The organism is Brevundimonas sp. (assembly GCF_032055285.1).
GTDB lineage: Bacteria > Pseudomonadota > Alphaproteobacteria > Caulobacterales > Caulobacteraceae > Brevundimonas.
In genome coordinates this window covers 172,454-194,251 of record NZ_DAMBRE010000002.1, presented here as the reverse complement: position 1 = coordinate 194,251, position 21,798 = coordinate 172,454, and the positions used below count along the sequence as shown (strand labels likewise).

The following is a 21,798-nucleotide window of genomic DNA, read 5'->3' as shown; positions in this document are numbered from 1 at the left end:
GGGGCGGGCCGTGATGATGCGCCATGGCCCAACTGCCCGAAGATCCCGAACAGGTGTCGGTCGCCAGCGGCGAGACCGACGCCTATCCGACCGTCTGGACCTTTGAGAAGGTCGAGGAGGTGCGCGTCTTCGTGGCGCCGGACGACAAGGGCGCCTTTGTCGAGCAGGTGCGCGGCGTGGATTTCACGGTCGCCGCCGGGGACTGGCTGAACGACGGGGCCGAGCTGGTGTTCGCGCCTGGCCGTCGCCCGCCCGCCGGGGCGCGCGTGCTGCGTCAGCGGCGCTCGCCGGTGCGGCAGGACAAGCCGTTCGGGGACCTGGAAGACTTCAAGCCGCTGGAAAGCGAGCAGGCCTATGACCGGCTGACGCGGATGGCGCAGGAAAACCGCGTCGAGGCGGCGCGGGCGGCGGCCTTTCCGCCGGGCGAGGCGGGGCAGTCGTTCCCGCCCACGGCGGCGCGCATCGAGACCATGCCGATCTTCGACAACAACGGCGACCTGAGGGTCATGCCCGCCGTGGACGTGCTGAACAGCATCGGCGCGACCTTTGAGGACGACGGCGCCTGGGGCGCGGCCTCGGACCCCCTGACCTATGACGATGGAGCGTTCGCCTGATGGCCCGCAGACGTTTGCCCTATGGCCCGAAGAATACGCTGGATCAGGCCCTGCTGCTGGCGGGCGAGGTCGCGACGGATGTGACGGAGCATCGCCTGCGCATCGGCGACGGGGTGACCCTGGGCGGCGTGCCGCAGGCGCGCAAGGACGAGACGGATGCGGCCATCGCCGAACTCGGGCTGTTGAAGGATCAGGTCGAGAACGCCGGCACGACGATTGTCGTGTCCACGGCGGCGGCGCTGGCCGCCCTGCCGGGACCGTTCACGGCGGGCGCGCGGGCCGAGGTGCGCAAGGACCCGGCGGGCGATGTGCCGGGCGGCAACGGGGTCTGGCGACACAACGGGTCCGCCTGGGCCTGGCTGGACGATCTGGTGCCGCAGTCGGTGCAGCAGAGCATCAGCGCCGCCGCCCGCGAAGAGGCCGGCATGTTCCTGAAGGATCAGCCGCACGCCGATTTCGACACCCGGAACATCGCCTTCGGCCTGCAGGACCGGGAGGGGCGGTTCGCCCCGATCATGGACGTGGATCGCCGCCTGGTTCAGATCGCCGAGGACGGCGAGCTGGAGCGTGTGCCGACCGCCCGCGACCTGGGCGGCATGGCCGAGCCGGGCTTCGGCTATATCGACGGTCATGCGCCGGTCGAGGTGGTGATCGACGTGGCGACGCGGCGCGTCCTGTCCTTCTGGACGGCGGAGCAGAAGCAATACCGGCTGGGCGAAGGCGGGGTGTTCGACCTGGTGGCGGGCGCCGGGGGCGTCGCAGCGAGCGAGCCCCTGACCTATCGGGCGCAGGCCTGGGCGCCGTTCAACCGGACCGCGATCCACACGGCGCAGGACGAGGTCTGCTACATCCGTGTCCTGATGGGGCAGTCGCTGGCGACCGGCCAGACCAGCAGCGGCGACGCCATCATCGCCGCGACGCCCCTCTATCCCGACCATGCCCTGATGCTGGACGGTTCGGCCAATGAGGGGCCGCGCCGCCTGATCGGCATGGGCGCCACCGGCTTCGTTCCCCTGGTCGAAAAGAACAATGGCGCGGTCAACCCGGCCAAGGAAACCCCGGCCTCGGCCTGGGCCAACACCCTGACCCGCGATGTCGAGGCCGCGACCGGCCGGCGCATCACCACCCTGACGATCGTGGCGGCGCAGGGGGCGCAGGCCTATGCGGGCCTCAAGCGCGGACAGCCGGCCTGGACCGCCATGCTGGAAGCCCTGGACCAGGCGGCGCGCCTGTGCCGGGCGCAGGGGCTGATCCCCGTCGTGACGGCGGGCGCATGGCTGGGGTCGGAGGGCGACGCCGACACCGGCCAGACCACGCCCGCGACCGTCGAGCGCCAGTTGAAACAGATGGCCCGGCATTTCGCCGCCGATGCGCAGGCCCGGACGGGGCAGGCCGAGCCGCCTGTCCTGCTGGTCTGCCAATGCGCCTATACGCCCGCGGCGGACATCTGGGCGCGCGACGTCCAGATGGGGGCGGTGAGGGCTGACGGTCAGGAGGGGGTCCGACTGGCCGGGCCGCACTATCAGCACCCCTATAGCGACAGCATTCACCTGAACGCCCTGGGCTACAACCGGTTGGGGCAGGACCTGGCGCGGCTGGAACTGGCCGAGTGGTTCGGCACCGGCGGGCGGGCGATCAAGCCGGTCAACGCCTATTGGGCCAGCACGACCGAGGTGGTGATCGAGTTCGACGCCCCGACCTATCCCCTGGTGATCGACACCTCGGGGGCCGTGGTCAACACGACGGGGCTGACGGCCAGCGCGGGCTTTGTGTTCGACGACCGTTCCGGCGCGGCGCCCGCCGTGTCGAGCGTGGCCGTGCTGGCCAACCGCAGCCTGAAGCTGACCCTGGCCAGCGCCCCGACCGGCCGAAGCGGGCGCATCGGATACGCCGTCGCGCGCACCAGCGGGACCTCTGACGGGCCGGTCAGCGGGGCGCGCGGCCTGATCCGCGACAGCACCTCGGTCACGTCCATCTACGGCGGGGAGCCGTCCCGCAACTGGTGCCCGGCCTTCATCCTCGAAATCGGCAAACCCTAGGAAGCGACATGATCGTCCTGAAAGGCAAATCCCAGTTCACGCAGCAGGACGGGCCGGTCCTGCCGGCGCCGTCGCCCGTCGAGCAGGCGGCGATGGATCTTCGGCCGTCGCTGTGGATACAGCCGTCGCCCGCCCGCGTGCGGCAGGCGTCAGGCGATGTGACCGAGACCCTGTGCCGGGCTGCAGGGCGGGGCTATCGCCCGGTCTTCAGCGGCGCGCCGCGACTGGTGGCCCACGGCTCGGCCCACGCCCTGCGTTTCGGCATGGAGGGGGCGGCGTCTGCGCCGGGTGGTCTGGCCGTGCCGGGCGGCCAGGCGGTCATGCCGACCTCGGGCAGTTATACGGCGGCCTATGTGGTGCGGATGCCCCCGTCGGGGACCGAAGGCACGGGCACCTGGCCGCCGGAACTGTGGGCCTCGGGCGGCGCGGTTCTCGAGTGCGCCAGCGAGAGCTGGTATCACGTGCTGAACAAGACCAATGGCGACCTGATCGTGCAGCAGGCCGGCGTCACCGTCGCTGGCTGGGCCGCCGCCCTGCGGACCGGGGCCTGGCTGTCCATCGTGGTGTCGGTCAAGGCCGGCGCCAGCGGCGTGTCGCACACGGATTACTGGAAGAACGGGGTCCATGCGGACACCGGACCGGCCATGGCGGTCGGCCCGATCGCAGGCGGCGACCGGTCCGTGCTGGTCGGCGGCGGGACGGTCAATCCCTTCTATGGGGACATGGCGCTAATGGCCATTTTCCCGGACGTCGACGCCAAGACCAATGATGCGGCGCGCACGGCCATCCTGGACCTGTGCGCCAGCGTCCGGGCGGCCGTGACCGCCTGATGGCCGGCTGGAAACCCGCGCTGATCGAGATGCTGTCCCCGGTCTGGGCGTGGGTCCAGCCGTTGATCCCGGCCGCCATGGGCGCGGCCGTGGGGCAGGCGTGGGAACGTGGGCTGGGCCTGCGTGACCGCCTGATCCAGTGGACGGTCGGCGTGGTCTTCGCGGCCTATGTGGTGCCGGGGTTCGGCCATGTCCTGCACTGGGGCCAGCCCGTCACCAACGCCGTGGGCTTCGTCGTGGCCACCATCGCCTTCAAGGCCGTGGGCCGCTGGCGCGAAGCGGCGATCGAGGGCGGCGCCGGGGCCTTTCGCTCCCTGCCCGAGATCGTGCGCAGCTGGCTGCGCCGACCGGGCGTGGTTCCTGAACCCCCTAAGACGGAAGGAGAGGGTTGATGACCGCCTCGCTGATTACCGTCGTTTTGGCCGCCTGTGTGGAGCCGGGGTTCGCCCCTGTCCTGCACTGGGGGCAGCCTGTCGCCAACGCCGTGGGCTTCATCGTGGGCGCCATTGCCTTCGGGGCCGTGCGCAGCTGGCTGCGCCGACCGGGCGTGGTGCCTGCAGCACCGAAGGAGGAAGGCCAGTGAAGCCGTTCCGTTTTTCCGCCCGATCCAAGCGCAACCTTGAGGGCGTTCACCCCGATCTGGTCGCGGTCGTGACGCGGGCGCTGGAACTGAGCCCGCTGGATTTCGTGGTCACCGAAGGCCTGCGCACGGTCACGCGGCAGAAGCAGCTTTTCGCCGCCGGGGCCAGCCGGACGATGAACAGTCGTCACCTGACCGGCCACGCCGTGGACGTCGCCGCCCTGGTCGACGGACAGGTGCGCTGGGACTGGCCGCTCTACGCCCAGGTGGCGGCGGCCTTCAAACAGGCGGCCCTGGAGAAGCGCGTGGCCCTGATCTGGGGCGGCGACTGGACGTCGCTGAGAGACGGTCCGCACTTCGAACTGGACCGGAAGGCCTATCCCTGATGGCGGGGATCGCCGCCATGATCGAGGGCGTGAAGGCGGGGCGCAAGCTGCTGACCTTGCTGGTCGTCATGGGGGTGGCGGGCGGTCTCTATGTGCGCGGCGAGATCGCGGCGCATGACCGCGACGGCCTGACCCGCTGGGGCGACCAGGCCTGCGAGGCGGCGGGCGCGCCGTTCCGGCCCGAGGGCGTGAAGAAGCGCGCGTGGGGCGCGGCCTGCCTGGGCGAGATCCGGCGGCTGGCGCAGGTCGAGAAGGATTTGAAGCAGGGGTCGCTGGACGCCCTGCTGGCCGATCTGGAGCGGCGCGAGGGCAGGGAAGCCGCGGACGCCGCCCTGGCGGCGGCGATGTCGAAACGGACGGCCCAGGTCGTCGCACGGATGGAGGCGGCCGATGCGGCTGTTGAGGAAGACGACCGGGTCGGCCCTGGCTGGGCTGCTGCTGTCAATGAGCTTGGCGGCCTGCGCGACGACCGGCGCTGAGCCGAGCCCTCCCGAGCCGGTCGTGGTGGTGCGCACGGTGATCGAGAAGCCGCCGGCCGAGTTGCTGCGCTGTCCCATCGCGCCGTCCGGCCTGCCGCGCGAGGGCGAGGCGACGATCCCGCCCGCCTGGCGCAAAAGCATCATCGGCCTGGCGCGCGGCTATCGCGAGGTGAACGGCCAGCTGGGCCGACTGATCCAATTTCACACGGGCGAGCCCTGCCCGACGCAAGGAGACTGAGGCCATGGCCCCGAACCGACCCAATCCTCGCCCGCCCGCCATTCAGGGCCAGACCACGCGCGCCTATGGCGTGGCGGCCGTTCGTCAGCGCCTGGCCGTGGGCGCGGCCTCGGCCGCCTCGGCCGTCGTGACGGCGGACGAGGTGCTGTTGTGCGCCACCACGGACCTGGTCTTCGACCATGGTCCCGCGCCGACGGCGGCGGCGACGACCGGCATTCCTCTGAAGGCCGGCGAGAAGTTCCATCTGCAGATCAAGAGCGGCGACAAGATTGCGGCCCTGCGGGCGACGGCGGACGGCTTCCTGCTGATCGTGCCGGTGGCCTGACCATGCTGGTCCAGCCGGGCTATCTGATGGCTGCGCCGGACGCCGGCGGGGCGCCCGCTCGGACGGAGGCGGAGTTCGACGCCCATATCGCGACCCTGGCGGCGCAGGGCGTGGCGACGTGGGCGGGAGCCTTTGTGGGCAGCGGCGCCTTTCGCACCACGGCGGCGGCGGCGACGGGCGCCATGTTCGGGTCCAGCTGGCTGGATCGATTTTACGCGGCTTCGGCCGTGGCCCGCGCGGTCCAGCACGCCATGCCCTCGCTGGTCGTCTTCAACGCCCTGGCGGCCAATGGTCAGCAGGTGTTCATGAGGATCGTCGCGGATGCGCCCGTCCTGGTGTGGAACAGCACGGACAGGAACGGCTATGTGTCGCTCTCCGAGGACGACGGGGTGGCCGACGCCGCCTACGTCTGCACCGAATACCTGCGCTGGGACCGGGTGCTGGGCAAGGCGTTCAGGGGCCGGCCGAGCATCGGCGCGGCCGAGATGGAATACGTCTGGCCCTGAGGTGAACGCAAGAAGAACGAAAGTCGCCAAGGTCTCACGTGAGACTTCGCCAAGGTCTCACGGTTGCCGAAATGTTCTGGCACGCACGTCTCCCCGAAAGGGGAAGTTTCAATGTTTTCAAGGAATTCGATGGTGGGTGATCACAGGTTCGAACTGTGGACCCGCTGATTAAGAGTCAGCTGCTCTACCAACTGAGCTAATCACCCGTACCGTCGTCTGCGCCCTTGGTGTGGCGCCGGCTCTTCGCAGCGACCCGCTGGGTTGCCCGAAGGGCCGTCCTATTACTCAGGAAGCGGAGCGGGCGCAAGGGCTGATTGCGGGATTTTCTAAAGTTTGTTCCGCGCGCTAAGGTCGCGGCCGGAATCAGCCGCCGGTAGAGCGGCCTTGGGGAATAATGAGCACATGGCGTTCTGGAACCGTCGGCGATCGATCGATGCCATGCTGGCCCCGCATGACGGGCCGGCGCTGAAGAAGACCCTGAGCTGGCCGCACCTGATGGCCCTGGGCGTCGGCGCCATCGTCGGCACCGGCATCCTGACGCTGATCGGGGTCGGGGCGGGGCTGGCGGGGCCGGCGGTGCTGATCAGCTTCGCCCTGGCCGGTCTGGTCTGCGCCTGCGCGGCCCTGGCCTATGCCGAGCTGTCGACCATCATGCCGGCTTCGGGCAGCGCCTATACCTATTCCTATGCGTCGCTGGGCGAGATCTTCGCCTGGGTCGTGGGCTGGAGCCTGATCCTGGAATATTCTCTGGTCGTCTCGGCGGTGGCCGTGGGCTGGTCGGGCTACGCCATTCCCTTCCTGGCAGGGCTGGGCATCGACCTGCCGCTGGCCCTGACGGTCGGCCCGCACGTCGAGGGCGGCCTGATCAACCTGCCGGCCGTCTTCATCATCGCCGTGGTGACCGGCCTGCTGCTGATGGGCACCAAGGAGAGCGCCACGCTGAACGCGATCCTGGTGCTGGTGAAGATCGCCGCTCTGGTGGCCTTCGTGGCCATCGCCCTGCCGCACTTCGACGCCGCCAACTTCACCCCCTTCATGCCGCACGGCTTCGGCGCGCCCTTCGTCCAGACGGGCGTCATGGCGGCGGCGGCCATCATCTTCTTCGCCTTCTACGGTTTCGACGCCATCGCCACGGCGGCGGAAGAGACCAAGAAGCCCGAGCGCGATCTGGCCATCGGCATCATCGGTTCGATGGTGGTCTGCACCGTCCTCTATATCGTCGTCGCCGCCGCCGCGATCGGCGCTGCGCCCGTCGCCAGCTTCTCGGACAGCCCTGAACCCCTGTCCCTGATCATGCGCGGTCTGGGGCAGGGCGTGGCGGCCCAGTGGATCGCCGCCGCCGCCGTCATCGCCCTGCCGACCGTGCTGCTGGCCTTCCTGTTCGGCCAGAGCCGCATCTTCCTGGGCATGGCCCGCGACGGCCTGCTGCCCAACCGCCTGGCCAAGATCTCGAAGCGCGGCGTCCCGGTCGTCGTGACCGTCTTCACCGCCATCGTCGTGGCCTTCCTGGCCGGCATCATGCGCCTGGACGAACTGGCCTCGCTGGCCAACGCCGGCACCCTGATGGCCTTCATGGCCGTGGGCGTCAGCCTGATCGTCCTGCGCGTGCGCGAGCCGAACCGCGAGCGCAAGTTCAAGGCGCCGTTGTGGTGGCTGGTCGGCGGCGTCGCCATCATCGGCTGCATCGTCTTCTTCTTCAGCCTGAAGGCCTCGACCCAGTTCTACTTCCTGCTGTGGAACCTGTTCGGCCTGGCCATCTATCTGCTGTGGTCGTCCAAGAACGCCCGCCTGGCCAAGAGCCCGGAAGCCTGATGGCGGCGCGTGATCTGACGGGGGCGGTGGATTTCACCGTCCTCGAGACCATGACCGGCGGCATGGACGACGTCACAGAAGAGGTCCTGGGCCTGTTCGTCCAGCAGGCGGCCCTGTGGTCGCCCTTGCTGGACGCCGCGTCCGAGGGCTGGCGCGATGCGGTTCACACCATTCGCGGGGCCAGCGCCGGCATCGGCGCGCGTGATCTGGCTGCGGTCTGCCATGAGGTCGAGCACGGCGAGCAGGCGCTGGCCGCGGCAGGGCTGGAGCGGGTCAGGACGGCGCTGGACGTCGCCTTGGGCGACATCGCCGCCTATCGCCACGAATTGATGCTGAGGGGCCTGAAGGGGTGATTTCCTCCCCATGAATGGGGAGGTGGATCGGCCGCGTCAGCGGTCGAGACGGAGGGGCCGTATCCACAGGCGCGACAGCCCCTCCACCGCTACGCGGTCCCCCTCCCCACGCGTGGGGAGGAAAGGGGTGTCAGCCCCGCGTGGCGTCGTACTTGGCGAACTCGTGGGCGATGCAGCGGTCGATCAGCAGGCGCCAGACCGGCTCGGCGATGTCGGGCGACAGGCCGGCGGGTTCAGCGGCGGTCAGGACCTTGGCCACCACGTCGTCGATGCGGGCCTGGTCGAAGACGGCGTCGCGGTTCGGCTTGATGCGGGCGGCGGCGTCCATGTAGCGCTGACGCTCGGCCAGCAGGGTCACCAGGGCGCGGTCCAGGGCGTCCACGCCCTGACGCACGTCGATCATGGTGACGCAGTCTTCCGGGGCCTTGCGGTCGTCGATGGCGACGGAGCGGGGGGCGGTCATCAGGTCAGCCGACAAAGGCGCGCTCCAGAACATAGTCGCCGGGTTCGGCGTTCGAGCCTTCTTTCAGGCCGTAGGATTCCAGCAGTTCGCCGGTCTCCTTGATCATCGCCATCGAGCCGCATAGCATGACGCGGTCGCTGTTGGGCGAGAAGCCGATGGGCAGTTGCAGGTCAGCGAAGACGTCGCCCGACTTGATGCGGTCGGTGATGCGGCCGGGCGTCTCAAAGCGCTCGCGGGTGACGGTGGGATAATAGGTCAGCTGGGCCTTGGCTTCGTCGCCGATCAGCGGATCGTCGTGGATCTCGTGGCTGAAGAAGTCGCGGTAGGCCAGGTCGGCGACGTTGCGCACCGTGTGGCAGACGATCACCTGCTTGAAGCGCGAATAGGTCTCGGGATCGCGCGCCACCGACAGCCAGGGCGCCAGGCCCGTGCCGGTGCCGATCAGCCACAGACGCTCGCCGCCGGTCAGGGCGTCCAGCACCAGGGTGCCGGTCGGCTTCTTGCCCATCAGGACGCTGTCGCCCGGCTGGATCTTCTGCAGGCGGGACGTCAGCGGGCCGTCCTCGACCTTGATCGAGAAGAACTCCAGCTCCTCGGCCCAGAAGGGCGAGGCGATGGAATAGGCGCGCAGGATGGGCTTGCTGCCGTCTTCGCCGGGCAGGCCGATCATGACGAACTCGCCTGAGCGGAAGCGGAAATCCTCGGGCCGTTTCACGCCGAAGCTGAACAGCTGGTCGTTCCAGTGGCGGACCCACAGGACCTCGAGGTCGTGGAAAGGGCTGGCCTTGACGGGGGGCGCGGCGAGGGAGGCGTCGGACATGGGGCCTAACTAGGCGGTCGCGGGCGAATGCGAAAGGCTCGCGGGCGTCGCAGCCGCGCAGATTTGCGGATGACGGCGGAAGAATCCGCCTCTAGCTTCGCCGCCATGCGCACATTCCTTCTTGCTTCGACGATCCTGATGGCTGCGACCTCGGCCTTCGCTCAATCCGCTCCGCAGCCCGCGACGCCGCCGGCCGCCACGGCCCCCGCGTCCTCGATCCTGACGGTCGAGCGGGTCTTCGCCAATCCGTCCCTGGCCGGGCCCGTCGCCAAGGGCGTCAGCCTGTCGCCCGACGGCGAACTGCTGGCCTTCCTGCGCTCGCGTCCCGACGATGTGGATGTGCTGGACCTGTGGGCCGCACCGGTGAAGGGCGGCGAGCCGTTCAAGCTGATCGACGCCCGCGCCTTGGTGCCCGACGCCGGCGAACTGTCCGAGGCCGAGAAGGCGCGCCGCGAGCGGATGCGTATCTCGGCGCGCGGCGTGGTCGAATATTCGTGGGACGAGCAGGGCCGCTATATCCTGGCCCCGCTGGAAGGCGACATCTTCCTGGCTAATCGCGCTGACGGCGCCGTGCGTCGCCTGACGGAAACCACGGCGGACGAGATCGACGCCAAGGTCTCGCCCAAAGGCTCGTTCGTCAGCTTCGTGCGTGATCAGGATCTGGTCGTGCTGAACCTGGCCTCCGGCGCCGAACAGGCGATCACCACGGATGGCGACGGCCTGATCACCTGGGCCACGGCCGAGTTCATCGCCCAGGAAGAGCTGGATCGTGACACCGGCTACTGGTGGAGCCCGGACGAGCGCTTCATCGCCCTGCAACGCACCGACGAGACCCAGGTCGACGTCATTCCGCGCCTCGACATCACCGGCGGCGGCGCTTCGGTTATCGAGCAGCGCTACCCGCGCGCCGGGCGGCCCAACGCCGTGGTCGAGCTCTATGTGCAGGACGTGCAGGCGGGCAAGCGGGTCAAGGTGGACCTGGGCGCCGACACCGACATCTATCTGGCCCGCGTCAACTGGGCCAAGGACGGACGGACGATGTACGTCCAGCGCCTGTCTCGCGACCAGAAGACCCTGGACCTGCTGAGCGTCGATCCGACGACCGGCGCCAGCCGCGTCATCTCCACCCAGCGCTCGGACGCCTGGGTGCCGCTGACCCACGACTTCAAGCCGCTGACGAACGGCGACTTCATCTGGGCGTCGGAAGAGAGCGGCTGGAAGCACCTGTATCTCTACAACAGGGACGGTCGCCGTCTGCGCGCGATCACGCGCGGCGATTATCCGGTCAAGGCGCTGGACGGCGTCAACGAAGCGACGGGCGAGGTCTTCTTCACCGCCTCGATGCGCGATGGGAAGGAATACCCGATCGAGCAGCAGCTGTTCCGCGCCAGCCTGAAGCGGACCACGACGCCGACGGAAATCACCCCGCGCGGCGGCTGGTGGAGCGCTTCGGTCAACCGGACCGGCACGGCCTATGTCGGCAACTATACCGACGTGAACACGCCATCGCAGTCGGCTCTCTATGGCATCGACGGCACGCGTCTGCGCTGGATCGAGGAGAACAAGCTCCAGCCCGGCCATCCCTTCTGGCCCTATGCCGAGCGCCAGCAGAAGCCGACCTTCGGCACGTTGCAGAGCCACGGCGAGACCCTGGTGTGGCAGATGACGACGCCGCCGGGCTTTGATCCGACCAAGACCTATCCGGTCGTCATGCAGGTTTACGGCGGCCCGTCGGGCGGCGGGGTCAAGAACGCCTGGCAGGGCGCGACCAACCAACTGCTGACCGAGGCCGGCTACATCGTCTTCCGCCTGGACAACCGGGGCGAGGGTGAGCGTTCGGCGGCCTTCAAGCAGGCGCTTTACCTGAAGATGGGCCAGCCCGAGATCGAGGATCAGGTCATCGCCGCCGACTATCTCCGGTCGCTGCCCTATGTCGACGACAGCCGCATCGCCATGATGGGCTGGTCCTACGGCGGCTTCATGAGCCTGATGGCCCTGACCGAGCCGAAGATGGGTCTGGCCTCGGCCCTGGCCGGCGCCCCGCCGACCGAGTGGAGCCTCTACGACACCGCCTATACCGAGCGCTACATGTCCACGCCGCAGGCCAATGTGGAAGGCTACGCCGCCTCGGACGTGCTGGGTCGTCTCGACAACCTGACCGGGCGCCTGCTGCTGCTGCACGGCATGGCCGACGACAACGTCATCTTCGAGAACACCACGCGCGTGCTGAATGCGCTGCAGGAAAAGAGCATCCCCTTCGAGACCATGCTCTATCCCGGTCAGCGCCACGGCGTGCGCGGCAACGAGCGTCAGTTGCACCTGTGGCGCACCTACCTCGACTTCCTGGATCGCACGATTGGAACGCGGGCGGCTGAAAAGGCGAACTGATCCGGTCCCGTTCCGGCGGAACAAGCGGCAAGCGCCGCCGTTCCGCCGGAATGGAAAAGCTGTTCAACCATTTCGCCAATACGACGGCCAAGGTGGCGGGTCGTCCGTGGACCTTCATCCTGTGTCTGCTGCTGGTGCTGGGCTGGGCCGTGACGGGCCCGGTCTTCAAATTCAGCGAGACCTGGCAGTTGGTGATCAACACCGGCACGACCATCATCACCTTCCTGATGGTCTTCCTGATCCAGAACACCCAGAACCGTGACGCGGCGGCCATGCACGCCAAGCTGGACGAGCTGGTCTATGCGGTGAAGAAGGCCGACGCGGGCTTCATCGGCATCGAGCACCTGACCGACAAGGAGCTGGCGGTCATCCTGCAGGAGGTTGAGCGGCGCGGGCGCGACATCCATGCGGGGCAGCCGGCGCGGCCGGTCAGGAGCCGACCGGCCAGGCGCGCGGCGGAGAGCGAGACCTGAAAAACAGAGTCCAATTCGTCTGAATCGTCTGAAATCCCTCCGGGCCGCTGGCGAAGCGCGCATCATGGCGGACGGACGGGAGGCGGCGGGCTTATCGCGGCAAGACACGCGCAATCGCCGTGTTTTATCGGGGTTGGAGAGGGATGCCAGGCGAGTTGATCTGTTCACGATTGCGCCGACACCCCTCATCCGGCCCTGACGGGCCACCTTCTCCCACAAGGGGAGAAGGGGCTTTGGAGCTTAGTCGCGGTAGTTGAGCGCCGGGGCGCGGTCGCCCAGCAGGGCCTCGTATTTGAAGTCCGGGCCGCGACGGCGCTCGAACTCGGCCTTGGCCGTGGCGATGGTGTCCGGGCTCTGGAACAGTTCGGCGGTGGTCAGGGCCAGGGTCTTGGCGGCCAGATGGGCGCCCTTCAGGCCGATGGTCGAGCCGGCGGCCACCACGTTCTGCCAGGAGTGGCCCGCCGAGCCCGGGACGAAGGTGGCGGTGGACAGGCCGACCGTCGGCGCGACCCAGGAGACGTCCGAGACGTCGGTCGAGCCGCCGAAGTCGCCGCCGATCACCGCCGGTTCGATCGTTCCGACGCTGGCCAGGTCGGGCCTGGTCGGCAGGGTCTTCTGGATCTCGGTGGCCAGGGCGATTTCCTCGGGCGTCCAGGTGATGCCGCCGACATGGCGCAGGTTGCGGTCCATGACGTTCATCAGGGCCTCGTTCGGCAGCATGGAATAGACGCCGCCGATGGCCTCGAACTCGACGCGGGTGCCGGTGCCCAGCGCCGCGCCCTCGGCCGCCTTCTTCACCCGCTCCAGCACGTCGCGGACGATCTGCGGGTCGTTGTGGCGGACGTAGTAATAGCTCTCGGCGAAGGCCGGGACGACGTTGGGCGCCTTGGCCCCGTCGGTGATGGCGTAGTGGATGCGGGTGCGGTCGGGCACGTGCTCGCGCATCAGGTTGACCATGGCGTTCATGGCCTCGACCCCGTCCAGGGCCGAGCGGCCGCGATCGGGCGCGGCGGCGGCGTGGGCGGCGGTGCCGTAGAAGCGGAACTTGCCCGAGACGTTGGACATGGTGTCGCCCTGACGGGCGCTGTTGACGTTGCCGGGGTGCCAGTGGACGGCGACGTCGACGTCGTTGAACAGGCCGTCGCGGACCATGTAGACCTTGCCCGAGCCGCCCTCTTCGGCGGGCGTGCCATAGACGCGCAGCTCGCCCTTGATGTTGTTGGCGACCATCCAGTCCTTGACGGCGATGGCGGCATGGACGGAGGCGGCGCCGAACAGGTTGTGGCCGCAGCCGTGACCGGCGTGGCCGCCGGCCGATTCCTGCACCGGGTTCAGGGTCTGCGACAGGCCGGGCAGGGCGTCGTATTCGGCCAGGACCGCGATGACCGGGCCGTCGCCATTCTTGAAACTGGCGAGGAAGGCGGTGGGTTCGTTGGCGATGCCCGGCGTGACCTGGAAGCCGGCCTCGCGCAGCTGGCCCTGCAGCAGGGTCGAACTCTGGGTCTCCTGATAGCCCAGCTCGGCGAACTTCCAGATTTCCAGCGCGGCGTGATCGAGGGCGGGCTGGTTGCGCTCGACCGTGCTGGTGATCTGGGCGCGGGCCTGCGGCGACAGTTCGCCGGCGAGGGCCGGGAGGCTGAGGCCGGACAGGGCGGCGGCGAGCGCCAGGGCGCGCATCGAGACGGGTTTCATCGGGAACTCCACAAACAGACGGCGAATAGACGAAGGGCGGAAGGCGATGGCTCGCCTTCCGCCCGAGAGGATCAAGACCGGATCAGAAGGTCTTGCGGAAGCTGGCGTACCAGTAGCGTCCGTAGGGCTGATAGACGGTGCCGACGAAGCCTGCGGCCGAGAGGGGCGGTTCCTCGTCGGTCAGGTTGCGCACGCCGACGCGCACGGCCGTTCCGGCCAGACGGCCCTCGTCGAACTGATACTCGCCATAGAGGTTGGCGGTGATGGTGGCGTCCACCGTCCAGTAGTCGCCCGCCGAGTTGGTTAGGCTGTCGTCATAGAGGGACGAGATGTACTGGGTGAAGGCGCCGACGGTCCAGGCATCCTTGCGCCAGGTGCCCGACAGGGACCATTTCCATTCCGGGCGACCCAGATCGCGGATCATGTCGCCCATGCTGCCGCCCAGGGAGATGGAGGGATCAATGTCGCCCTTCTCCTTGGCGTCCACCAGGGCCTGAGCGCCCGGCGCCAGCTCCAGATAGTATTTCAGCAGGTGCGAGACGTTCAGGTTCAGGCTGAAGTCGCCGTAAGCCGTGTCGCGCAGGCTCCACATGGCGCCCAGGTCCAGGCCCTCGACGGTCTGGGGCTGCTGGTTGGTGTAGGCGTCGGTGATGTACTGCACCTCGCCGACGGCGGCCAGGCCGGTGCCGGCGAAGATGGTCTGATCGGCGGCGGTCGCATCAGCGCGCACGACATTGGGGTTCGAGCTGCCCTGCTTGCGCAGCAGATAGTCGAGGATCAGGGCGTTCTGGCCGCGGAACAGGCCGACCATGCCGGTCTGCTCGACCTGCCACCAGTCGGCGGTGAAGGTGAAGTCGCCGAACTGTTCGGGCAGGAAGCGCGGCTGGACCACCAGGCCGAAGGACAGGGTTTCGGATTCTTCCGGCTGCAGGTCGGGATTGCCGGAGCGGCGCTCGGCCGTGAGCTTGCGGACGTGGGTCTGGCTGGCGCTGGCCTTGTCGGCGAAGCTGTTGGGAATGCCGGAGACGGTGCTGGCGCCGCACTGGCTCATGCTGGTGATAGCCCCGCGACGCAGCAGGGCCTCGCAGTAGATGTAGTCGTTCGAGCTGTTGGAGCGGGTGATCACCGTGGCGTTGATCTGCTCCAGGTTGGGCGCGCGGAAGCCCTGGGCCCAGGAGCCGCGAACGCGGAAGCCGTCGACGATGTCCCAGGCGGCGGCGACCTTGGGCTTGGCCACGTCGCCGAAGTCCGAATAGTTCTCGAAGCGGCCCGCGACCTGCACCTCCAGATTGTGAACCAGGGGGATGTTCATCTCCGGCGACACCAGGGGCGCGGCGAACTCCAGATAGGCGGAGAAGACGTCGCGCTCGCCGTAGGTGTCGGGGTTTTCCGAGGAGTTGATCAGGTCGCTGTAGGTCGCGCCGGATTTGTCAGTGTAGCGGATCGTGCCGTCGATCCGGCTGTCGCGATCGTCCAGCTGGGTCTCGGTGCGCGCCTCGATGCCGGCGGCCATGCCGACCGGACCGCCGGGCAGGGTGAAGAGGTCAGGCCGCGAGATCTTGAAGTCCCACAGGCCCAGTTCGGTCTTGGTCTTGCGCACCATGTCGACGCGGATGGCGTCCAGAGCTTCCTGATTGGACGGGGTGGCGTCGCCGAAACGCGGATTGGCCGGGTCGCCGCCGTTGAAGAAGTTGTAGGCGTCGGGCGTGGACTTGGCCGCCCATTCGGCCAGCCGAGTCGTCGAGATGTTGTCGGACACGTCCTTGGCCGTGGCCTCGGACCAGAGCAGGGCCGATTCCCAGTTCCAGCCGCGCCATTCGCCGCGCAGACCGCCGAGGGCGCGATACTGCTGGTTGGTCACCTCGACATTGATAGGCCCCATGTCGTTGAAGCGATAGCCGGTCAGACGCACATCCCGCTTGAATGGGTTGTAGTAGTTGGTCCCGGCTATGGTCATGACGACCGACGACAGGGTGTTGATCGGGGCCTGACGCGCGTGGGATTGGGCGTAGTAGGCGCCCAGTTCGCCGAAGGCCTCGACCGCGTCGTTGATCTGATAGCGGCCGGTCAGGAAGAGGTTGAAACGATCGACCTCGGGCATGACCGTCAGGTCTTCCTGGGCCGTGTCCGCCAGCAGGGAGGCGTCGACATTGGTCGTCCGCTTCAGGCACAGGCCGTCGGCCAGGGCGGCGGCGCACCCCGCCAGGGTGTTCGGCTGGATGGTGAAGGTGGTGAAGCTCTGGCCGCCGTAGGAGGCCGCGCTGGGCAGGGTGAACTGACCCCAGGGCGTCAGCGACGACAGGCCGTTCAGGGCCGATCCGCTGAAGCCCGTGCCGTCGAACAGGGGCCGCTTGTCGTCCGAGGCGGTGAAGGACTGATCCTGCGTCGAGAGCTCGTCGCGGTGGTCGTAGTTGAAGAAGAGCGAGACGTTGCCGCGTCCCTCGGCGATGTCCTGGCCGCCGTAGAGGGAGAAGTTGGTCTCCCACATGTCGGTGCCTTCGGCGAAGCCGTACTGGGCCGAAACGGTCCAGTCGGTCATGTCGTCGCGCAGGACCGTGTTGATGACCCCGGCCACGGCGTCCGCACCGTAGATGGCGGCGGCGCCGTCGCGCAGGACTTCAAGCCGCTTCAGGCCCGACACCGGGATGGCGTTGGTGTTGTAGGTGAGGACCGGGACCAGGTGCTCGTTGGCCTGGCTGGTGGGGTGGCCGACGACGCGGCGCCCGTTCAGCAGCACCAGGGTGTTGCCGATGCCGAGGCTGCGCAGGTTGACCGAGCCGGTGTCGCCGCGCGCCGAGTTGGAGGTGGCGGGCAGGTAGGAGGCGTTGAAGGTCACATCGCCCATCTGGGGGATGGAGCGCAGCAGTTCATCGCCCGAGGTGGCGGCCGAGGCCAGGATCTGTTCTTCGCCGACCACCGTGACGGGCAGGGCGGCGGTGACCTTGGCGCCGCGGATCTGCGATCCGACCACGACGATCTCGTCAATCTGGGTGGCCTGTTCTTCGGGGGCTTCCTGAGCGACGGCGCCGGTCGCGGCGCCGAACAGGGCCGTGGTGGCCAACATGGCCGTCTTCAAGTTTCGACGAGCGAAGGCTGCACGCATGGTCTGGTTATCCCCTGTAGTGGTCATCGGACTCGGTATCCCCCCGAGGCCCGAACGGTGGCGGTCGTCTTTATGGCAGGCGTGAAACGCACGCCGGGCGGCACGCTTGAGATTGCGCTTGGCCCGGAGGGTCCGTCTCAGAGTGGACTAGAAGCCGCCACAATCGCGTCGTCAACCGTTCAAGGTCAAATATTGCTGTTGTTCAAGATTTTGAGCAAGGTAATCACCTTGAAATGGCCTTGAGTTCGCTCTTTCGGCAATGCTATCGCTCTGATCGGGCGTTCTTCGTCGAGCGCGGCCTGGTTTCAGGCTTCATGTTTCGATGAATTTGACGCGAATTGTGACGGGGTGGCTATGCGTTCTCACGTGAAAATTCTGGCGGTTGCTGCGGCGGCTCTGTTGGCGGCGGCGCCCGCGATGGCGCAGCAGGCGCCGGTTCAGACCCGGCCCGCGGTCGGCAGCGGCGGCGACATCATCAACTATGGCCAGATCCACAGCCCGACGATCGGTCGCGGCGGCATGGTGGTGAGCCAGAGCGCCTTGGCGACCCAGGTCGGCGTCGACATTCTGAAGCAGGGCGGCAATGCGGTGGACGCCGCCGTGGCCGTGGCCTTCGCCGAGGCTGTGACCCTGCCGCGCGCGGGCAATATCGGCGGCGGCGGCTACATGATCGTCCACATGGCGGCGACGGCGGATCGCCCGGCCCAGGACATCGCCATCAACTATTACGGCACGGCGCCGCGCGCTGTGACGCCGGACTTCCTGCTGGACGACAGCGGCAAGTTCGACCGCCGCGCGCCGTCGAGCTTCCGCAACGTCTCGGTGCCCGGCACGGTCGCGGGCATGTGGGAGGCGCACAAGCGGTTCGGCGCCCTGACCTGGGCCCAGGTGGTGGCGCCTTCGGTCAAGCTGGCCGAGGACGGTGTGATCCTTTCGGACGGCGAGGCCGACGCCACGGCCGGTCGCGCCACGGTCCTGGCCACCGATCCCGGCGCACGCGAGGCCTATCTGAAGCCCGATGGCACGCCCTATCGCGCGGGCGAGCTGTTCAGGCAGCCGCAACTGGCCTGGAGCCTGCGTCAGGTGCAGCAGGGCGGCGCCGACGCCTTCTATCGCGGTGCGCTGGCCCAGAAGATCGTCGAGGGCGTGCAGGCGCGCGGCGGCATCATGGACGCGCAGGATCTGGCCGATTACCGCGCCGACGTGACCGCCCCGATCTGGTCCACCTATCGCGATCACCGCATCGCCTATATGCCGCCGACCGCCTCGGGCGTCAGCGTGGCCGAGGGGCTGAACCTGCTGGAGCACTTCCCCATGCGCGACCTGCGCTGGGGCAGCGTCGACAGCCTGCATCTGATTTCAGAGGCGATGAAGATCGTCTCCTCGGACCGTCGCCTGATCGGCGGCGCGCCCCAGTGGACGACGCCGGCGCAGGGGCTGGCCAGCAAGGAGTTCGCCGCAGAGCGGGTCAAGCTGATCCGCATGGATCGCTCCCTGGCCGCCGCCGACATCCCCGAGGGCAATCCCTATCCCTACGAGAGCCAGGACACGACTCATTATTCGGTGGCCGACGCCCACGGCAATGCGGTGTCGAACACCTACACCCTGTCCAACTCCTACGGCGCGCATGTCGCCCCGGTGGGGACGGGCATCTTGCTGAACAACTCGCTGGACAACTTCTCGTGGGGCACGCGGGACGAGCCGAACTCGCCGGCGCCGGGCAAGCGTCTGGGCTCGACCATCACGCCGATGATCGTGTTTGACGACGACAAGCCCTGGCTGGTCACCGGCACGCCGGGCGGCGGCTACATCATCGCCACCATGGTGCAGCTGATCTCCAACGTCATCGACCATCAGCTGAACATCGCCGAGGCGGCCATGCGTCCGCGCCTGAATCAGGGCGGCGGCGACAGCCCGCTGGAGCTGGAAGGCGGCTTCTCACCCGACGTCGAGCGCCTGCTGCGCGAGCGCGGCCACACGGTCCGCCCGTCCATGACAATGGGCAGCACCCAGTCCATCATGATCGAGGGCGATCGATTCCTGGGCGCGGCGGATACCCGTCGGCCCGACGCCCTGGCGCTTGGCGTCCAGTAGATCTCAGTCAACCGCGGGGGGCGGCTCATGTTGCGCAAGGTTCTGCTGGCGAGCGTCGCCGGTCTGGTCGTGGCCGCCGGGGCGGCGCCGGTTCTGGCGCAAACGGGAAGCCCCGCCGCCGCCGCGTCGTCGGCTTCCGCCTGGCAGGACGGCCTGTTCGGGGTGAAGCTGGATCGGCAGAAGGGCAAGGCGACGGTGCGTCTGCCGGCGCCGGGCGCGGACGGGGTGCTGGGTCGCTACCTCTATCAGCCGGGGCTGTCGGCGGGGCTGGGCATGGACGGGGCCGGGCTGGACCGGTCGGGTCTGGGCTCGGCCCAGGTCGTGGCCTTCCGCAAGGTGGGCAATCGCGTCTTCGCCGCGTTCGAGAACACCCGGTTCCGCGCCGTGGACGCCGACGCCGATCAGGTGAACGCGGTCGCCGCCTCCTTCGCCCCGTCGGTGGTCTGGTCCGGCGAGGTGGTCGAGACGGGGGCGGACGGATCGGTCAGCGTCGACCTGTCGGGCTTCCTTGAGCGTGACGCGGTCAACGCCGTCGGTCGCCTGAAGCGGGCGCGGCTGGGCACGTTCAAGGCGGCGCCGACCCTGGGCTATCTGGAGGCGGACCAGACCCTGGTCTTCCCGGACAACGTCGAGTTCCAAACCGTCCAGACCTTCACCAGCGACGAGCCGGGGGCCGAGTTGTCGCGCGTCTCGCCGGAATCGCGTTCGGTCACCCTGACGGTGCGCCACTCCTTCATCCGTCTGCCGGACGACGGCTTCCAGACCGTCCTGCACGATCCGCGCTCGGGCACCTCGGCCCAGGTGACGGTGACGGATTTCGCCGCCGATCTGGACCAGCCGGTGGTCAGCCGATTGGCGCGTCGTTTCCGGCTGGAGAAGACCGATCCGACCGCCGCGCGCTCGACGGTGAAGAAGCCGATCGTCTTCTATGTCGATCGCGCCGCCCCGCCCGCCATTCGCCAAGCCTTGATCGAGGGCGGCAACTGGTGGGCGCAAGCCTTTGATAAGGCAGGATACGTGGACGCCTTCCGGGTCGAGCTGCTGCCCGAGGGCGCGCACCCGATGGACGCGCGCTACAACATCGTGTCCTGGGTTCACCGCGAGACACGCGGCTGGTCCACCGGCACCAGCGTCAACGATCCGCGCACCGGCGAGATCGTGCGCGGCGTGGTGCAACTGGGCTCGCTGCGCGACCGTCAGGACAAGATGATCTTCGAGGGGCTGGTCGGCGCCGACCGCGCCGGCACGGGCGGCGAGGACGATCCCGACCGTCTGGCCTATCAGCGCCTGCGTCACCTGTCGGCGCACGAGATCGGCCATGCTCTGGGCATCGCCCACAACTTCGCCGCCTCGACCTTCGAGGACCGGGCCTCGGTCATGGACTATCCGGCGCCCTGGGTGATCGCCGACGGCGAGCGTCTGGACTTCAGCCGCGCCTATACGACCGGGGTCGGGGCCTGGGACCGCTATGTGGTGGACTGGCTGTACGGCGATGCGCCGGGGCAGGACCCGGTCGCGCGGCGCGCCGGACTGGCGGCGGAAGCGCAGGCCAAGGGCTATCGCTTCGTCAACGACACGGACACCCGGCCCCTGGGCAGTCTGCAGCCCTACGCCGCCATGTGGGACAACGGGACGGACCCGGTCGCCGAATTCGCCAATGTCATGGCGGTGCGGCGCATCGCCCTGTCGCGCTTCGGCCTGGCCAATCTGCCGGCGGGCGCGCCGGCGGCGGACCTGCGGCGCGTCATCGTGCCGATCTATCTCTATCACCGCTATCAGACCACGGCGGTCGGGCGGCAGATCGGCGGCGTGGACTATGGCTACGCCATCAGCGGCGACGGCCATGAGCGGGCCGAGGTCGTGTCGGCGGACAGGCAGCGGGCGGCGCTGGAGGCCCTGATGCAGGCGCTGGCGCCAGCCGAGCTGGACCTGCGCGACGACCTGATCGACCTGCTGTCCTCGGCCCAGTCGGGCAATCCCGATCGGCAGATGCAGATCGAGCTGTTCGAGGGCAAGACCGACGCCGTGTTCGACCCGTCATCGGCGGCGGCGGCGGCCTCGGAAGTCGTGTTCGAGACCCTGCTGGCGCCCGAGCGTCTGAACCGTCTGGTCGAGCAGCAGCGTCGAGACGCGGGGCAGCTGGGTCTGACCGAGGTGCTTGACCGGGTGGCGACGGCGGTCGGGCCGGGCGCGGGGCTGAGCCGGCGTCAGGCTGAACTGCGCCGCGTGACGCGGGCGCGCTACGCCGCCTATTTGGCCGCCCTGATCCAGGGCAATGACCTGTCGTCCACGGCGCAAGGGACGGTGCGCGACAGCGCGCGGCGCTTTGGCGAGCAGTTGAAGCGCTGCCGCGGCGACCGGCTGGAGACGGCCCAGTGCGCCTGGCTGGCCGAGGCTCTGACCGGGCCGGTCGACGGGCTGAAGGCGCTCAGCGAGACCCTGCCGGTCGCTCAGCCTGTGCCGCCGGGCGCCCCGATTGGCGGCGGCGAGTGGCATTGACGAGATCTCTTTCCTCCCTGTTCGCGTAGCGAATGGGGAGGTGGATCGGCGGCGCAGCCGATGAGACGGAGGGGGCGACTCCACGTCAACCGTTCGCGCCGCCC

The 21,798-nt window shown here is 68.6% G+C and carries 20 protein-coding genes and 1 tRNA gene; 16 read left to right on the top strand and 5 right to left on the bottom strand.

Features of this window, described 5'->3' with window-relative positions; translation table 11 throughout:
- Positions 1-23 precede the first annotated feature (23 nt).
- From RTY13_RS06450 to RTY13_RS06405, 10 genes are read left to right on the top strand one after another with little or no spacing between them, the layout of a single operon-like run.
- Complete coding sequence (locus RTY13_RS06450) at positions 24-614, top strand: hypothetical protein (RefSeq protein WP_312781999.1); 591 nt, start codon at positions 24-26, stop codon at positions 612-614.
- Positions 614-2,653, top strand: a complete 2,040-nt coding sequence (locus RTY13_RS06445; protein ID WP_312781997.1) for a hypothetical protein — start codon at positions 614-616, stop codon at positions 2,651-2,653. Before RTY13_RS06450 ends, RTY13_RS06445 begins: the two co-directional genes overlap by 1 nt.
- 8 nt (positions 2,654-2,661) lie before the next feature.
- The gene (locus tag RTY13_RS06440; RefSeq protein ID WP_312781995.1) at positions 2,662-3,483 is read left to right on the top strand and encodes a hypothetical protein; all 822 of its coding nucleotides are present in this window, start codon (positions 2,662-2,664) and stop codon (positions 3,481-3,483) included.
- Positions 3,483-3,875, top strand: a complete 393-nt coding sequence (locus RTY13_RS06435; protein WP_312781993.1) for a hypothetical protein — start codon at positions 3,483-3,485, stop codon at positions 3,873-3,875. Before RTY13_RS06440 ends, RTY13_RS06435 begins: the two co-directional genes overlap by 1 nt.
- Positions 3,875-4,066, top strand: a complete 192-nt coding sequence (locus RTY13_RS06430) for a hypothetical protein (protein WP_312781991.1) — start codon at positions 3,875-3,877, stop codon at positions 4,064-4,066. The genes RTY13_RS06435 and RTY13_RS06430 overlap by 1 nt, the downstream gene beginning before the upstream one ends.
- The gene (locus tag RTY13_RS06425) at positions 4,063-4,449 is read left to right on the top strand and encodes a M15 family metallopeptidase (protein ID WP_312781989.1); all 387 of its coding nucleotides are present in this window, start codon (positions 4,063-4,065) and stop codon (positions 4,447-4,449) included. Before RTY13_RS06430 ends, RTY13_RS06425 begins: the two co-directional genes overlap by 4 nt.
- Entirely contained in the window at positions 4,449-4,928 is a 480-nt protein-coding gene (locus RTY13_RS06420) for a hypothetical protein (RefSeq protein WP_312781987.1), read from the top strand. The genes RTY13_RS06425 and RTY13_RS06420 overlap by 1 nt, the downstream gene beginning before the upstream one ends.
- The gene (locus tag RTY13_RS06415; RefSeq protein ID WP_312781985.1) at positions 4,840-5,166 is read left to right on the top strand and encodes a hypothetical protein; all 327 of its coding nucleotides are present in this window, start codon (positions 4,840-4,842) and stop codon (positions 5,164-5,166) included. Before RTY13_RS06420 ends, RTY13_RS06415 begins: the two co-directional genes overlap by 89 nt.
- A 4-nt stretch (positions 5,167-5,170) precedes the next feature.
- Positions 5,171-5,491, top strand: a complete 321-nt coding sequence (locus RTY13_RS06410; RefSeq protein ID WP_312781983.1) for a hypothetical protein — start codon at positions 5,171-5,173, stop codon at positions 5,489-5,491.
- A 2-nt stretch (positions 5,492-5,493) separates the two neighbouring features.
- Entirely contained in the window at positions 5,494-5,997 is a 504-nt protein-coding gene (locus RTY13_RS06405; RefSeq protein ID WP_312781982.1) for a hypothetical protein, read from the top strand.
- Positions 5,998-6,127: 130 nt separating this feature from the next.
- On the opposite strand, the gene RTY13_RS06400 is transcribed toward RTY13_RS06405, so the two are convergent.
- A tRNA-Lys gene (locus tag RTY13_RS06400) sits at positions 6,128-6,203 on the bottom strand.
- A gap of 196 nt (positions 6,204-6,399) precedes the next feature.
- On the opposite strand from RTY13_RS06400, the gene RTY13_RS06395 reads away from it, so the two are divergent.
- Both RTY13_RS06395 and RTY13_RS06390 read left to right on the top strand, forming a co-directional pair.
- Positions 6,400-7,809 (top strand): amino acid permease, encoded by a 1,410-nt coding sequence (locus tag RTY13_RS06395; RefSeq protein WP_312781981.1) that lies wholly within the window; start codon positions 6,400-6,402, stop codon positions 7,807-7,809.
- The gene (locus RTY13_RS06390) at positions 7,809-8,162 is read left to right on the top strand and encodes an Hpt domain-containing protein (RefSeq protein ID WP_312781980.1); all 354 of its coding nucleotides are present in this window, start codon (positions 7,809-7,811) and stop codon (positions 8,160-8,162) included. Before RTY13_RS06395 ends, RTY13_RS06390 begins: the two co-directional genes overlap by 1 nt.
- 130 nt (positions 8,163-8,292) lie before the next feature.
- Here RTY13_RS06390 and RTY13_RS06385 read toward each other — a convergent pair whose 3' ends face one another.
- Together RTY13_RS06385 and RTY13_RS06380 are read right to left on the bottom strand one after the other, a co-directional pair.
- Positions 8,293-8,625 (bottom strand): chorismate mutase, encoded by a 333-nt coding sequence (locus RTY13_RS06385; protein WP_312781979.1) that lies wholly within the window; start codon positions 8,623-8,625, stop codon positions 8,293-8,295.
- A gap of 4 nt (positions 8,626-8,629) precedes the next feature.
- Positions 8,630-9,445: a ferredoxin--NADP reductase gene (locus RTY13_RS06380; RefSeq protein ID WP_312781977.1), complete on the bottom strand. Its 816-nt coding sequence runs from the start codon at positions 9,443-9,445 to the stop codon at positions 8,630-8,632.
- A gap of 138 nt (positions 9,446-9,583) precedes the next feature.
- Here RTY13_RS06380 and RTY13_RS06375 point away from each other — a divergent pair, with 138 nt between their 5' ends.
- A complete protein-coding gene (locus RTY13_RS06375; RefSeq protein WP_312781975.1) occupies positions 9,584-11,833 on the top strand; it encodes a S9 family peptidase in 2,250 nt (749 codons plus the stop codon).
- 50 nt (positions 11,834-11,883) lie between these two features.
- Positions 11,884-12,306: a low affinity iron permease family protein gene (locus RTY13_RS06370; protein WP_312781973.1), complete on the top strand. Its 423-nt coding sequence runs from the start codon at positions 11,884-11,886 to the stop codon at positions 12,304-12,306.
- A 240-nt stretch (positions 12,307-12,546) separates the two neighbouring features.
- Here the strand turns inward: RTY13_RS06370 and RTY13_RS06365 are convergent, their stop codons facing one another.
- Positions 12,547-13,998, bottom strand: coding sequence for an amidohydrolase (locus RTY13_RS06365; RefSeq protein ID WP_312781971.1), 1,452 nt, complete (start codon positions 13,996-13,998; stop codon positions 12,547-12,549).
- An 82-nt stretch (positions 13,999-14,080) separates the two neighbouring features.
- Positions 14,081-17,062 (bottom strand): TonB-dependent receptor domain-containing protein, encoded by a 2,982-nt coding sequence (locus RTY13_RS06360; protein ID WP_312781969.1) that lies wholly within the window; start codon positions 17,060-17,062, stop codon positions 14,081-14,083.
- A 393-nt stretch (positions 17,063-17,455) separates the two neighbouring features.
- Between RTY13_RS06360 and ggt the strand changes: the two genes are divergently transcribed.
- Together ggt and RTY13_RS06350 are read left to right on the top strand one after the other, a co-directional pair.
- Positions 17,456-19,195 carry a gamma-glutamyltransferase gene (ggt, locus tag RTY13_RS06355; protein ID WP_312781968.1) on the top strand — a complete coding sequence of 580 codons (1,740 nt, stop codon included), beginning with the start codon at positions 17,456-17,458 and terminating at the stop codon, positions 19,193-19,195.
- Between the two features lie 27 nt (positions 19,196-19,222).
- Positions 19,223-21,694: a zinc-dependent metalloprotease gene (locus tag RTY13_RS06350; RefSeq protein WP_312781967.1), complete on the top strand. Its 2,472-nt coding sequence runs from the start codon at positions 19,223-19,225 to the stop codon at positions 21,692-21,694.
- The last annotated feature ends 104 nt before the right edge of the window (positions 21,695-21,798 follow it).